Here is a 14,467-nt window from a genome sequence, read left to right as displayed (position 1 = left end):
GAAAAAGGTTGAGGTATCGATATCTCAACCTTATTTAAATACATAAGTATTTATATGTTATAATTATTGTATTGTTGCCGGTCACGGAGTGAACAGTAACATGGTAACTGTGATTTCAAATTATTGCGGAAGTTATGAATATGAGGTTAATCTATGAAAAAGAGTAAATGCTCTCGTTATTCCGGCGTAGGCGGGCAGGCAGTGCTGGAAGGCGTTATGATGAAAAATAAAGAACAGTATGCGATTGCTGTTCGCAAGCCTGATGGTGAAATCGATATAGAGGTCGATGTATATCAGGGAGTTCTTCATGGAAGTAAGTTAAAGGAGATACCGTTTATCCGTGGTATTTTTAACTTCTTAGATTCCATGATATTAGGAATGAAAACACTCAATCATTCCGTGGCCTTCTATGAAGATGAGGAAGCTAAGGAGACGGCAACGGATAAGGTATTTCAAAGAGTGTTCAAGGATAGGGCAGAAAGCATTATGCTGGGAATGGTTACTTTGCTCTCCATCGTATTAGCTATTGCTATTTTTATGGTGCTTCCTTATTATATTGCGTCGTTGTTCGAAGGATATATAAGAAATGCATCTGTTATGGCAATTATCGAAGGTATTATGCGTATTCTCATCTTTATCGGTTACATTGTAGCCATTACGATGATGAAGGATATTAAGAGACTGTATCAATATCATGGTGCTGAACATAAATGTATTAATTGTATTGAAAAAGGGCGCCCTCTTACTGTGCATAATGTAATGAGAAGTTCCAGACTTCATAAAAGATGCGGAACCAGCTTTCTATTCTTTGTTATTTTTGTAAGTATTATCGTATTCTTTTTTATCAGAGTGGAAACTCCCTTGCTCCGTGTATTAATTCGTATTTTGTTAATTCCTGTAATTGCAGGCATCTCCTATGAGTTAATTCGCTTAGCGGGAAGAAGTGATAATATAATAGTTCAAATACTTTCTTTGCCGGGAATGTGGTTGCAGCGTCTTACGACGAAGGAACCGGATGAGTCTATGGTAGAAGTTGCCATTGCATCGGTGGACGCAATTTTTGATTGGAAAGCATATCTGAAGGATACATTTGGCTATGAAGTGGATGAATCTTGGTTAAAAGATGGGCATGAAGATGAGGATGACGCGGAATAGCCTGACAAGGTGAATGGTAAAGTGATGAAATATAAAGAATTATATAATTTCGGCACTTCGGCACTGAAAGAAGTGGGAATTGCTGAGGCGGATTTGGATGCCCGTTTGCTTCTTGAGTTTATCTGCCATACGAGCAGGCACGATTTGCTGGTCCATGGAGAAAAGGAAGTAGCAGAAGAGTGCAAGGAAGCTTATATTAATTGTATCGAGCGGAGGAAAACGCGCGAGCCATTGCAGCACATCACCGGAGAGCAGGAATTCATGGGGCTTACGTTCGAGGTGAATCCCCATGTTCTCATTCCGAGGCAGGATACGGAGGTTCTGGTAGAAGAGGCGATGATTCATCTGCATGATGGGATGCACGTACTCGACATGTGTACAGGATCGGGATGCATTCTCTTAAGCTTGCTTCATTACTCCAATGATTGTGTAGGCTTGGGAGTGGATATCTCGCAAGAAGCGGTGGAAACGGCAAGAAGAAATGCAGAAAAATTGCAGATTAATGATTCTGCTTTTATTATAAGTGATTTGTTTGCATCAGTAGAGGGTCAATTTGATTTAATCGTATCCAATCCTCCTTATATTCCGACGGAAGTTATTCCGGGTTTAATGGAAGAGGTAAGGAAATACGAACCGATAGGTGCACTTGACGGTAAGGGAAATGGGCTTTTCTTTTATGATAGAATCATTCAGGAGGCGCCGAAGCATCTAAATGGCGGCGGTTATCTTTTCTTTGAAATCGGGCATGATCAGGCGAGTGCCGTTATGCAGCGGATGGAGAATGCCGGTTATCTTGGAGTGACAGTTGTAAAGGATTTCGCAGGGCTTGACCGGGTAGTATACGGATATATAAGCTAAGGAGCGGTAACTTTGAAAATGGGAAAAGCGGCAGAAAATAAGAGAGCCCGCAGAAGTGATAGAAAGGTGTAAAGATGTTTGATAGGTTAGAAGATTTACTCATTCGGTTCGAGGAAATTATGGGAGAACTCGGTGAGCCTAACGTAACGAGTAATCAGGAGCGTTTTCGTGCGCTGATGAAGGAACAGAGCGATTTGACTCCCCTTGTGGAAGCCTATCGGGAATATAAAAAGAGTAAGCAGGCGATTGAAGACAGTCTGTCTATGTTGGAAGAAGAATCTGATGAAGATATGCGGGATATGCTGAAAGAGGAGCTGAACTCCTCGAAAAAGAGCGTGGAAGAATTGGAAGAAAGATTGAAGATTCTTCTCCTTCCTAAGGACCCTAATGATGATAAAAATGTTATCGTGGAAATCAGAGCAGGTGCCGGCGGAGATGAAGCCGCGTTATTTGCGGCACAGATGTATCGTCTGTATGTACACTATGCGGAGCGTCAGCGCTGGAAAGTGGAGACGATGAACGTGGATGAAATCGGTATCGGCGGTATGAAGGAAGTGAACTTCATGATATCGGGAAACAATGCATATTCCAAGCTGAAATATGAAAGTGGTGTACATCGTGTACAGCGTGTTCCCGAAACAGAGTCCGGGGGCAGAATTCATACTTCTACCATAACCGTGGCAGTTATGCCGGAGGTAGAGGATGTGGATGTAGTTATCGATGATAAAGATATCCGTATCGACGTTATGCGCGCTTCCGGAAACGGAGGACAGTGCGTCAATACGACAGACTCAGCCGTTCGTTTAACACATTATCCTACAGGAATTATTGTATATAGCCAGACGGAGAAGTCACAGCTTCAAAATAAAGCAAAGGCATTTGCCCTCCTTCGTGCTAAATTATATGATATCGAACAGCAAAAGCAGCATAATGCAGAGGCTGAACTCAGAAGAAGCCAGATTGGTACCGGAGACCGCTCTGAGAAAATCAGAACTTATAACTTTCCCCAGGGCAGAGTGACCGATCATAGAATTAAGCTGACTTTATATAAGCTCGATAGCATTATGGATGGGGATATTGATGAATTGTTGGATAGCCTCATTGCAGCCGATCAGACGGCGAAACTAGTGAAAATGAATGAACAATAAGATAGAACATAAACCTTCCAAGATTGATTGAAGTCTTCGGAAGGTTTTTTGTTATATTGGTGGAAAACCAAATAGATTTTTGTTCATTTTTGTATATTTTTGTGCGTTTTTTATGTTGCGGGTTGTCGTAAAAAAATATAAATGGTAATATTCACCAAAAGGGGTAAAAAATTACCAATATTAAAGGAGGAATTTTATGAACACATTAACCCGAAAGCGTATTCCGGCAATAATTTTTGCCGCAGTGATTCTGCTTTTCTCTACGGTGGTATCGGAAGTATCTGTAAATGCCGCATCGAACACACCGCTCAAACCGCATCTCAATATAGGTTATTGGCTTGGCGGAAATGGCGGAAGCAACAAAACGCTGGCTCAGGCAAGCCAGGGATGGGATGTTATAAACGTCTCATTTATAGAAACAAGAGGAAACTATTACACACCAAATCTTACCATGGATCTTTCGGCTGTTTATACCGGATCTGAAGCGCAGCAAACAGAAGCCTTTAAAGCCGATATCCAAACCTTGAAGGCACAAGGTAAAAAGATTGTAATATCCTGCGGTGGGCAAAATGGAGTTGTTCACCTTGACAATGCTGAACAACGAGATATCTTCCTTAACGGGGTGAAGGCAATTATTGATGAATATGACTTTGATGGCTTTGATGTTGACTTTGAGGGCAGTTCCATTGCCTGTATGAACACTGACAAAATCGGCAACCTCGTTACACAGCAGTCTATAAATCTGGAATATATCTTGCGTGACTTAAAAACGACATACGGTCCTAATTTTATAATTTCGGCCGCTCCGGAATACTGCTACGTTCAAAGCGGCGCTATCGGTGCGGGGAATTCCGGTGCTTTCCTGCCTGTTCTCGATGCCTGCCGCGATATCTTAACTTATATTCATCCCCAGTATTATAACGGATTTAACGGCGATTTCGCATGGCTTCAGGAATCAGCCAATGCCGGTGCTCCTTTTTCTCAGGTCTATTCTGAAGAAGGATATATCCGTCTTTCCGAGATGCTTATAACGGGCTTCGTAACTATGGACAAAGGAACCTTTGCAGGATTAAGGCCTGATCAGGTAGCTTTCGGGGTCCCTGCCCGTACCGGTGCAGGCAATGGTGCGCAAAATGTCTCTGTTTATGCTTCGGCCCTTAATGCTCTGATTGAAAAATATCCCTCTTACCGTGGAATTATGACTTGGTCTATCGGTTGGGATGAAAGCGGCGGCGACAATTTTGTTAATGCAATTGCTCCGATCATAGCGGCAGCAAACGGTCAAACCACTCCGATTACAGATGCACAAACGCCTGTTATTAACCAACAGCCGTCAGATAAATCGGCAGCTATAAACGACACGGCAACTCTGACAGTAGGAGCTACTGTATCTAAAGGTACACTAAGCTATCAGTGGTACTCGGTTCCCGACAAGGTCAACACCGGCGGTACCGCTATCAGCGGAGCGACAAGCGTGACCTATGAGGCTCCCACAGACACAGCCGGCATAAACTATTACTACTGTGTTGTCACCAACACAGACAACTCGGCTACCGGTAATAAAACTGCAACATCAACAAGCAAGGCGGTATCCGTTGAAGTCAGCGATAATCCGCTGATTGATGCCGCTGTCCCGAACATCACCGCTCAGCCTTCTGATAAAACGGTCAATGTGGGTACTGCAGCAACTCTCTCAGTAGCTGCTGATGTTTCGCAGGGTACGCTCAGCTATCAGTGGTATACTGTTTCCAGCAAAGTTAATACCGACGGTACCGCTATCAACGGCGCAGTAAACGCATCCTACGATGCTCCCACTGATACAGCCGGTACAAACTATTATTACTGTGTGATTACTAACACAGACGACTCGGCTACAGGTAACAAAACTGCAACAGCGACGAGCAATGCAGTCTCTGTAACGGTAAATGTGCCGTCCGAAGGTGATACATGGAATGCCGATACCGAGTACACTGCCGGACAGACTGTAGTATTTGAAGGTCAGACCTATCTGTGTAAATGGTGGACAAAGGGAGATATTCCATCTAAGGGCGGTCCATGGGAGCTTCAGAGTGATTCCAATGAATATGTACCGGGCAAGGCTTACTTAGGCGGCGATACTGTTGTATATGAAGGACAGACATGGCGTGCCAACTGGTGGACCGACACTGTTCCCGGAAGCGATAGTTCATGGAGTCTGGTATAAGAACTTCTTCGTATAATGAACAATAATGGGGCTGTGCACTAAGTGATTAGTGCATAGTTCCTTTTCTGTACATAAAAATCCTAAGCTTCGAAAAGAATAGTAACTATGCGGAATAGAAATTATCTATAAGAATATTGAGTATTATATATGAAATATCGCAACGAAATGATATATTTATATAGATGGAATAAATTGATAGTTAGAGAGGAAGGGGGAGTTATATATGAAAATATTGATAACGGGAGCTAATGGATTTTTAGCATCGAGATTATGTAAGGCTCTGAAAAATCATGAAATATCGGCATTTACTCGTGAACAGATGGATTTTACGAATGATGAAGAGGTGGTAAGCCGGATGGAAGAGACGAAGCCCGATATTGTAATTCATTGCGGAGCGATATCGGATGTGGGTGCTTGTGAGCGGAACCCGGAGTTGTCCTACAGGGTAAATGTAGGAGGAACGGAAAATATAGCAAAAGCATGCGGCAGTTATGGTGTGAAGCTAATATTTTGCAGTTCAGATCAAGTTTATCTGGGGCATCCCGGACAAGCTCCGCATTTGGAGGAGGAGCAACTTAGTCCTCCGCATACCTATGGCATACATAAGCTGCAAGCCGAGCAAAAGTGTCTGGAGCATAATAAAGACAGTGTCTGTCTGCGATTAAGCTGGATGTATGATAAGGAGATAAGAATCGGTGCTGAGCATGGCAACTTAATCACGAATATACGAGAGGCTTTGGAGAAGAAAGAAGAAATCAGATATCCGGTTTATGATTTCAGAAGTATTACCAATGTATGGGAAGTTGTAACTAATGTGGAAAAGGTATTCGAGCTTTCTCCCGGAATTTATAATTTTGGCAGTGAAAACGGCCTTTCTACTTATGAAGTCGTGAAGCATCTTCTTACCTTAATGGGTGCGGCAGATGCTGGTGTGGAAGAAAATAAGGAAGCTTTTTCCGATAATCCGAGAAATCTTCGTATGGATATCAGTAAGATACGAAGATGCGGAATAGATTTTTTGACTACGATCCATGGACTTGAAAAGGCTTTATAATTTATGTATAAGTAATTATAAAAGATGGGAAAACAGAAGTCCTCTCACCGATGAAGATAAGAAATATTTTCTTTCGGATGACTATCGGTCTGCCTTAGATGGGCTTTGCGACAGGGAAGTTGATAGGGCACAGAGGATATTCTTCGAAGAAAATGGGAGGCAATTTGGATTTTGCATGTATTGTGTTTATGCTTCGGAGGATGGAAAGTGTTTTATCCTCGATTATTGCATCTATCCGGAATACCGGGGAAAAGGATATGGAAAGACTTGTTTCTTACAGCTCAAGGAAACGGTGAAAGAGGCTGAATACTATGAATTGAATTTATCCGATGAAAAAAACAGAAGATTTTGGATGTCTCTGGGCTTTACATACAATGGATATGATGCTCATGGAAGTATTCTATACACCTTAATGGAAGAAGCGCTTGGGGGAATTATTTGTGAAGAATTAAAAGAAGAGGATAATTGGCAGATTCTGAATCTATGGAATGGATATCAGGCGCATATATCAGGTGATTTTTTATCGGAAGAGGCAGGGGAAGCGTTAATACAACGGATAGAGCAAAGGCAGCTCCACGCTTTTGTTGCAAAGAGAAAAACGCGGGCAGTAGGTATGTATGTAATTGGTTCCAATGAAAAAGTGTTATTTGTAGAACCTTTATTTCAGGAAAAAGGGATTGAAAATGAGATAGTTGAATTTGCCGAAGCCAAATTGACAGTAAACAGAGGATAGTATAATGGAGATCAGAAAAGTAAAAGAACAGGATATAGAAGGTATTAAACGGCTTCTGTTACAGGTTGGGATGGTCCATCATAAAGGGCGTCCTGATTTATTTAAAGGGGATAGCAGGAAGTATTCGGATGAGCAGATTCGAGAGATTATTCTCGATGGAAGCAAACCCATTTTAGTGGCGGTAGATGAAGCGGGATACATGATGGGGTATGCTTTTTGCATGTTCCAACAGCATGTGGGGGATAACATTCTAACAGACGTTAAGACCTTGTATATCGATGACCTTTGTGTGGACGAAACGATAAGAGGACAGCACGTAGGAAAAACGCTTTATGATGCAGTTGTTGAATTCGCAAAGGAAGAAGGCTGCTATAATGTTACGCTAAATGTATGGAGCTGTAATGAAAGCGCAATGAAATTTTATGAAAAGTGCGGACTTGCTGTGCAGAAGATAGGTATGGAGAAGATACTTGTTCGTTAAGGGGTAGAAAAAGAATATGGCGGAATGGTAAAGAGAAAGGGAATCGTGCATACAATAAAGATGATAGAACCTTTAAAGGACAGTTATGGATTCACAAAAATTGGAAAACCTTTTGAATCTGGCATTGAATGCTTCCATGCAGGAGAGAGAAAAATCTCTGGATCTGGATGTTGGGTACGACGCTGAGACGAATGTATGGGAACTAATTGTAAAATATAACGGGGATTTGGCCCGTCTTAACAATCCTATTATTGGGGTAGAAGAATTGATTGCCGGCTATGCAATTGTCACGATTCCGCAGAGTTTGATTCAGTCATTAGTGGAACTGGAAGAGATAGAATATGTGGAGATGCCTAAACGCTTATTTTTTCATTTACAGCAGGGAAAGGAGGCATCTTGCATCTTGCCGGTGACCGTAAGGGAACCATATCTGACAGGACGGGATACGTTAGTAGCAGTCATCGATTCCGGCATTGACTATGAAAGAATGGATTTTAGAAGGGCAGATGGAAGCAGCCGTATTGCCTACTTATGGGATCAGGCCCTTCAACCGGATGAAAGCAGAGGATTTTATCCGCCGGAAGGCTTCTTGACCGGAGTGGAATTCAATAATATGCAGATTAATGAAGCATTGGCTGAAAGCAGTCCTGAGGAGCGGTTTCGTATGCTTCCGAGCATTGATACCAGCGGACATGGCACGTCGGTGGCAGCGATAGCAGCAGGGAATGGGTTGTCGTCCGATGGAAGATATGTTGGAGTGGCACCGGAAAGCGAACTGATTATTGTGAAGCTGGGTGTACCGCAGCAACTTTCCTTTCCGAGAACAACGGAACTCATGCGGGCATTAACTTATGTAGTGCAAAAGTCGGTGGAACTTGCCAAGCCGATTTCCATCAACTTAAGCTTCGGTAATACTTACGGTGCGCATGACGGCACTTCCTTAATCGAACGATTTATGGATAATGTTTCCGAAATCGGAAGAAGTGTAATTTGTGTAGGAAGCGGTAATGAAGGGGCTGCCGGTGGACATACGGCCGGAATTGTGAGCGGAGAAACGAGAGTAGAATTAGCAGTGGCTCCCTATGAACGGGCATTAAACGTACAGCTGTGGAAGGAATATGCGGATATTTTCAGGATTACGTTGATTTCACCGGGAGGGGAGCAGCAGATTGTAGAGACGGCAAGGACGGGAACGATACGGCTTCGGATGGAGCAGACGGAAGTTCTTATTTATATAGGCGAGCCATCTCCTTATAGCATCAATCAGGAGATTTACTTCGATTTTCTCCCGCAGCAAACATATATTAACTCGGGTGTGTGGACCTTTATGCTGCAGCCGGTCAAGATTGTGACAGGGAACTTTTACTTTTATCTGCCAAGCAGTGTGGTGTTAAATAGTGCAACGCGGTTCTATTCTCCCACACCGGAGATAACGTTTACCATCCCTTCTACCTCGCAGAAGGTTATTACAGTGGGTGCTTACAGCAGTATTTACGATGCCTATGCGGATTTTTCCGGCAGAGGAATTTTGTTGGAAAATAGTTTAGAGGCCGGGGTGGCGAGCGGATGGGTGAAGCCCGATATCGTAGCTCCGGGAGTGGATATCTCTATCAGTAATGGGATGGGAGGAACTCAGTTTGTGACAGGCACCTCCTTTGCCACCCCTTTTGTGACCGGTTCCGCGGCTCTTATGATGGAATGGGGTATCGTGAGAGGAAACGACCCTTATTTATATGGAGAGAAAGTGAAGGCCTATCTGAGAAGAGGGGCAAGACCTCTTCGGGGAGAAGCTATATATCCCAATCCACGGGTAGGGTATGGGGCATTATGTTTGAGCCAGAGTTTACCGTTGTAGGGTTTGGATTAGGGGGAGTTTTCCGATTTGAACGAGTAAGGGACAGTCTGATTCTTGTAGCAGAGTAGGATGATGGCTGTCTTTTTCATTGTGTACGGTGTATAATATAAATTAATTAAGAACTTGATAATGAGGAAGAATATGAGATAATAGCAAGAGCGCTGAATGCGCCTGATTTAGTGGAGTTTGTTTGGGACAACTTCAAAACAATCTTTACCAGATAATTAGTTTAAAAGAGAGGATGGTGGACAGAACGTGTCAGAGGGATACAAACCACCTTTTACAATTACAGAGGAAATTACCAATTTGGTAATTGAAATAGCCGAGATGACAGGTATGATTGCACTGACGGATAATCTTTCTAAGAATCCAACACTTCGAAGAGAAAATCGAATTCATTCCATTCACTCTTCGTTAGCAATTGAAAGAAACTCACTGACCATTGATCAGGTTAGTGATGTCATTGATGGTAAGAGAGTGTTAGGACCGCCCAAGGATATTAGAGAAGTCCAAAACGCATATGATGCTTATGAAATGCTGACAAAATTGAATCCATATTCCATTAAGGATTTGCTTACAGCTCATAAAATCATAATGCTGGATTTGGTAAAAGAATCCGGTATTTTTAGAAGTGGAGGAGTGGGTGTTTATGCAGGCAAAGATTTAATCCATGCTGGTACACCGCCACAGTATGTGCCGGATTTGATTTCAGAATTATTCAAGTGGCTTAAGGAATCAACCTTGCATCCGCTGATTAAGTCTTGTATTTTTCATTATGAATTTGAATTCATTCATCCTTTTATTGATGGTAATGGCAGGGTTGGAAGAATGTGGCATACTCTAATTCTTGCAAAATGGAAGAAATTTTTTTTGTGGTTACCAATAGAAACACTGATTCATGAACAGCAAGAAGAATACTATGCAGTAATTAATGCTGCTAATACAGATGGAGAGTCTACAGTATTTGTAAAATTTATGCTGGAGATTATTAAAATGGCATTGGAGGAATTAATTCAGAATGTCAACGAAGATGATAAGAGCAATAATAGTTCTGTTCGGGATAAACTTTTAGAATTGTTAAAGGCGAATAATAAGATATCGGCAAAAAGTGCAGCTGCCAAGTTGGATTTATCTGAGAGACAGATTCAGCGATTGCTTAAAATAATGAAAGATGAAGGTAAAATTGAGAGAGTTGGTTCCAACAGAAATGGTTCATGGATTGTATTAGAATAAAAGAATGTCGTAATAAATGTCGTAAGTTGTGTCGTAATAAATGTCACTTATAATGTCATAGATAAAAGTGAAGAATTATGAGTATAAAGAAGAGTTTATGCATCAAAGAGAATGATAAAAGTGGGAATTAGAATGTAAAAGGGAGATTAGAGGTGTAATCTTTATGAACAATGTAAAGCTAACGACAAAGTTCGGAGAGGCTAATTTAAATTACAAAAAATTCAGACCCGGCTATCCCAAAGAGTTATTTGATGTTATTTTATCCAATGTAGAAAGTCCGTATCATAAAGCGATAGATATAGGAGCTGGTACGGGGATATCAACTGAGATATTAGCAGAATATTTTAATAATGTGATTGCGATTGAACCTGATGAAAAGATGATAAGTGTTGGATTGTTTCCCGATCGAGTTACTCTAATAAATGATTGTGCGGAAAATGTACAATTGCCGAAAGGCGAATTTGATTTGGTAACAGTAGGAAATGCCTTTTATTGGATGGATGCGGTGCAGGTATTACCCTTAATTAGTGAATGGTTGACAGATAAGGGAATATTAGCAGCATATCGCTATAATCTTCCGATGACGGATAATAATAATATAAATAAAATTATACTGAATGAGCTCGAAGAAAAGTGGGATGTGTTTCGCCATGACAGATTAAAAGATACTGAATATACATATCGTAATATTTGCAGTTCTCCGTGTTTTAATAATGTACGTGTCAGTAAAATTGAAAACATAGTTCAATTATCAATTAGTTCATTGATAGGTTTTTTTGCATCTACCTCTTATGTAAGTTCCTTTATAAAAACGTTATCAAACCCACAAGATTACCTTGATGAGATTTCCCAAAAAATTTATGAAGTCAGCAATAATGAAATGATAAATGTTGATTTTGGCTTGGAACTAGTCTTAGCTTATAAAAAATAGATATATAATGGTATTCTCCAATTATGATTGAAATGCCGCTATGGTAATTGGTACTATTTAAGATATGATGGATATGACATTACCTTTATTTCTTGTAAGTCTAATCTTTATAAAATCAGTCATTATAGGAATTCCATGAGTTTAGTCCAATTTTTATGTGAATTTGCTTGTGTTGTATCCTAGGGATCTATATTAAAAAACTTTTAATTAAGAGTATTAATGAGTATATATAATCTATTTGTGTGAAGGTGAAAATAAGAATTGTTTTATAAGGAGTGATGATTGTGATAGGTATAAAACCTGTAGAAGAAGATTCCTATCAGAAAATTATAGAATGGAATGAAGGAAAAGGAGAAGATTATCTTTATCAATGGGCAGGACACAAAGTATATTATTATCCTATATCCGTAGAACAAGTTAAAATGAGAGTGAATGAGAAGGAATTAAGAAAAGTAAATTAACATTATCTGTATTTTGTTTTAACGTTGGGGCTATTCGCTGTTATGAAAAAGCAGGGTTTTTAGTAAAAGAATACCATCAGAGTAAAGATGCGAAATGGAATTCATATATAATGGAGTTACAGAAAAATAAAAATATATAAAGATATTATTTTTAATCAATCCAAGCTGTAGTAAAGTCAATTAAGTAAACAGAGAATGGAAGATTAGAATAATCCTATTGACATTAAAATGGTGTGAAAAGATGTATAAAATCGGAGAATTTTCAAAATTTATAAAGGTATCGACACGAATACTGCCTATGATCAATGCGGTATCTTTAGCCCTGCCCATGTAGATGCAGCTAGCGGATATCGTATGTATAATATGCATCAAATCCCTCATTTGAATCAGATACTGTCATTGCGTGATTCTGGTTTTAAGATAGAAGAAATTAATGATGCTCTGAAACGTATCAATGACTTCAAGTTTTTGGAAACCATTTTAGAGAGAAAACTGGAGCAGCCTTATAATAATATCTATATTGAACAGCAAAAGATAAAAAAATTGAAGGAGAACTAAAACTGTTAAAGGAGGGAGAACCAGTGATTAAAGGAACTGAAATTGATTTTGTGGTAAGGAATAGTTTAAAGGCATTGGAATTATACAAAGAGATATTTGATATTAAGGTGGTAGAGGCAACAGAATACCCTGGAGGGAGCAGTCAGCAATTCCATATTCGTCGATCCGTTCGGGTACATGTGGATGCTGCATCAAATATATCAAGTCTTGAGTTTTGAAGAGAGAATAAAAATAATTGAAGAAGATATGAAATAGGATTCCTCTTTTCATTTCTGATATAATTGTTTGTTTATAGTTTAAGGGGGTGTCCCAAAAGTCATGAAATGATTTGAGGAATCCCCCTTTTTATGTTGCTCAAAGCCGAAGGGATCTTGAATCGTTATTCTTATTTTCCGTGCAACTTGAGATATCCATTGGATAATGGTTATCAAAACAAGCTTTGCATAACGGGAGGTCTCCTACCATAGATTGCAAAGCTTCAAGCTTCATATAATCTAGCGAGTCCGCGCCGATCATGGTACAGATTTCATCAACCGTATGGGAAGAAGCAATTAACTGTTTGTTGGAGGGAATGTCCGTTCCAAAGTAACAAGGATATAGAAAAGGCGGCGAACTGATGCGGACATGAACGCTTTTCGCTCCGGCATTTTTCAGCATACAGATGAGGTTTGCGATAGTAGTCCCTCGAACAATGGAATCATCGACAAGGATAATACGCTTGCCGCGTACTACAGACTCTAGGACACTTAATTTCATCCGTACACCGAATTCCCGCTCTTTTTGTGTCGGTTTAATAAAGGTTCTTCCGACATAACTGTTCTTATAAAAGGTAAGTGCGAAGGGAATCCCGGATGCTTCCGAATAACCTTTCGCAGCAGGGATACCGGAGTCTGGAACGCCGGTTACAAGATCGGCCTCCACAGGATTGGCTGCGGCAAGGGCAGCTCCGGCATGAATACGGGCATCATAGATATTAATGCCATCGAGTGTGCTGTCCAGCCTCGCAAAATAAATGTACTCGAAAATACAGTGTGCGTGTGTATCTTGATATAGCTGGCAGTTAGAGGTAATCCCTGTTGCTGTTATGGTAATAATTTCTCCGGGACGGATATCGCGGATGAATTCGGCGCCGATCGCAGCAAGGGCGCAGCTCTCGGAAGCGAGGATGTAAGAGGCGCCGTGCCTGCCAAGGCAAAGAGGTTTTAGACCCAGGGGATCGCGGACGCCTATTAACTTGCGAGGGCTGGCAATGACCAGCCCATAGGCTCCGCGTATTTTTCTCGCCGTACGAAGAATTGCCTCCTCCACATTGTTGGTGTTAACTCTTTCCCTGGCAATGTAGTAAGCGATTACCTCTGAATCTGTGGTTGTATGGAAGATTGCCCCTACTCGTTCCAGCTCACTTCTGAGTTCCTGTGTATTTATTAGGTTCCCATTATGGGCCAGAGCAAGCGTTCCTTTTATGTAGTTTAGTACAAGAGGTTGTGCATTTGATAGAACAGCAGCACCTGTGGTGGAGTAACGGACGTGGCCGATACCGAGATTGCCATGAAGTGTAGAGAGAATCTCCTCCTTGAATACTTCACTTACCAACCCCATTCCTTTATGGAAATTCATATTGCCTTTCGGCCCCCCTGTATTACATACTGCAATACCACAGGATTCTTGACCGCGGTGTTGTAAAGAACAAAGTCCATAGTAAATGGAAGATGTTACATCCTCTCCATTAGGATTGAAAATACCGAACACGCCGCAAGCTTCTTTTATCTTCAAATCGTACTCTGATTCCATGTGATA

14 protein-coding genes are annotated in these 14,467 nt (G+C 40.9%); 13 read left to right on the top strand and 1 reads right to left on the bottom strand.

Going from position 1 to position 14,467, the window contains the following annotated elements; translation table 11 throughout:
* The first annotated feature begins 153 nt into the window (after positions 1 to 153).
* The 13 genes from RBB56_RS03550 to RBB56_RS03490 all read left to right on the top strand — a co-directional run bounded on the left by RBB56_RS03550 (position 154) and on the right by RBB56_RS03490 (position 12,888).
* Positions 154 to 1,155, top strand: coding sequence for a DUF1385 domain-containing protein (locus RBB56_RS03550; protein ID WP_306721027.1), 1,002 nt, complete (start codon positions 154 to 156; stop codon positions 1,153 to 1,155).
* A gap of 24 nt (positions 1,156 to 1,179) precedes the next feature.
* Positions 1,180 to 2,013 (top strand): peptide chain release factor N(5)-glutamine methyltransferase, encoded by an 834-nt coding sequence (prmC, locus tag RBB56_RS03545; protein ID WP_306722082.1) that lies wholly within the window; start codon positions 1,180 to 1,182, stop codon positions 2,011 to 2,013.
* Positions 2,014 to 2,087: 74 nt separating this feature from the next.
* The gene (gene prfA, locus RBB56_RS03540; RefSeq protein ID WP_306721026.1) at positions 2,088 to 3,161 is read left to right on the top strand and encodes a peptide chain release factor 1; all 1,074 of its coding nucleotides are present in this window, start codon (positions 2,088 to 2,090) and stop codon (positions 3,159 to 3,161) included.
* A gap of 196 nt (positions 3,162 to 3,357) precedes the next feature.
* On the top strand, positions 3,358 to 5,364 hold the full coding sequence (locus RBB56_RS03535; protein WP_306721025.1) for a carbohydrate-binding protein: 2,007 nt from the start codon (positions 3,358 to 3,360) through the stop codon (positions 5,362 to 5,364).
* Between the two features lie 223 nt (positions 5,365 to 5,587).
* Positions 5,588 to 6,418: an SDR family oxidoreductase gene (locus RBB56_RS03530; RefSeq protein WP_306721024.1), complete on the top strand. Its 831-nt coding sequence runs from the start codon at positions 5,588 to 5,590 to the stop codon at positions 6,416 to 6,418.
* Positions 6,396 to 7,151 (top strand): GNAT family N-acetyltransferase, encoded by a 756-nt coding sequence (locus tag RBB56_RS03525; protein ID WP_306721023.1) that lies wholly within the window; start codon positions 6,396 to 6,398, stop codon positions 7,149 to 7,151. The genes RBB56_RS03530 and RBB56_RS03525 overlap by 23 nt, the downstream gene beginning before the upstream one ends.
* Positions 7,152 to 7,155: 4 nt before the next feature.
* Positions 7,156 to 7,632 carry a GNAT family N-acetyltransferase gene (locus tag RBB56_RS03520; protein ID WP_306721022.1) on the top strand — a complete coding sequence of 159 codons (477 nt, stop codon included), beginning with the start codon at positions 7,156 to 7,158 and terminating at the stop codon, positions 7,630 to 7,632.
* 85 nt (positions 7,633 to 7,717) lie between these two features.
* Entirely contained in the window at positions 7,718 to 9,487 is a 1,770-nt protein-coding gene (locus RBB56_RS03515; protein ID WP_306721021.1) for a S8 family peptidase, read from the top strand.
* Positions 9,488 to 9,742: 255 nt separating this feature from the next.
* Positions 9,743 to 10,720, top strand: a complete 978-nt coding sequence (locus RBB56_RS03510; protein WP_306721020.1) for a Fic family protein — start codon at positions 9,743 to 9,745, stop codon at positions 10,718 to 10,720.
* Between the two features lie 163 nt (positions 10,721 to 10,883).
* Positions 10,884 to 11,651 (top strand): class I SAM-dependent methyltransferase, encoded by a 768-nt coding sequence (locus tag RBB56_RS03505; protein WP_306721019.1) that lies wholly within the window; start codon positions 10,884 to 10,886, stop codon positions 11,649 to 11,651.
* 284 nt (positions 11,652 to 11,935) lie between these two features.
* Complete coding sequence (locus RBB56_RS03500; RefSeq protein WP_306721018.1) at positions 11,936 to 12,112, top strand: hypothetical protein; 177 nt, start codon at positions 11,936 to 11,938, stop codon at positions 12,110 to 12,112.
* A gap of 354 nt (positions 12,113 to 12,466) precedes the next feature.
* A complete protein-coding gene (locus RBB56_RS03495) occupies positions 12,467 to 12,670 on the top strand; it encodes a hypothetical protein (protein ID WP_306721017.1) in 204 nt (67 codons plus the stop codon).
* Positions 12,671 to 12,693: 23 nt separating this feature from the next.
* Complete coding sequence (locus tag RBB56_RS03490; RefSeq protein ID WP_306721016.1) at positions 12,694 to 12,888, top strand: hypothetical protein; 195 nt, start codon at positions 12,694 to 12,696, stop codon at positions 12,886 to 12,888.
* Between the two features lie 136 nt (positions 12,889 to 13,024).
* Here RBB56_RS03490 and purF read toward each other — a convergent pair whose 3' ends face one another.
* A complete protein-coding gene (gene purF, locus RBB56_RS03485; RefSeq protein WP_306721015.1) occupies positions 13,025 to 14,461 on the bottom strand; it encodes an amidophosphoribosyltransferase in 1,437 nt (478 codons plus the stop codon).
* Between the last annotated feature and the right edge of the window lie 6 nt (positions 14,462 to 14,467).

Source organism: Kineothrix sp. MB12-C1, assembly GCF_030863805.1.
In the GTDB taxonomy this organism is placed as follows: Bacteria; Bacillota; Clostridia; order Lachnospirales; family Lachnospiraceae; genus Kineothrix.
This window is presented reverse-complemented; position numbering and strand designations above follow the sequence as displayed.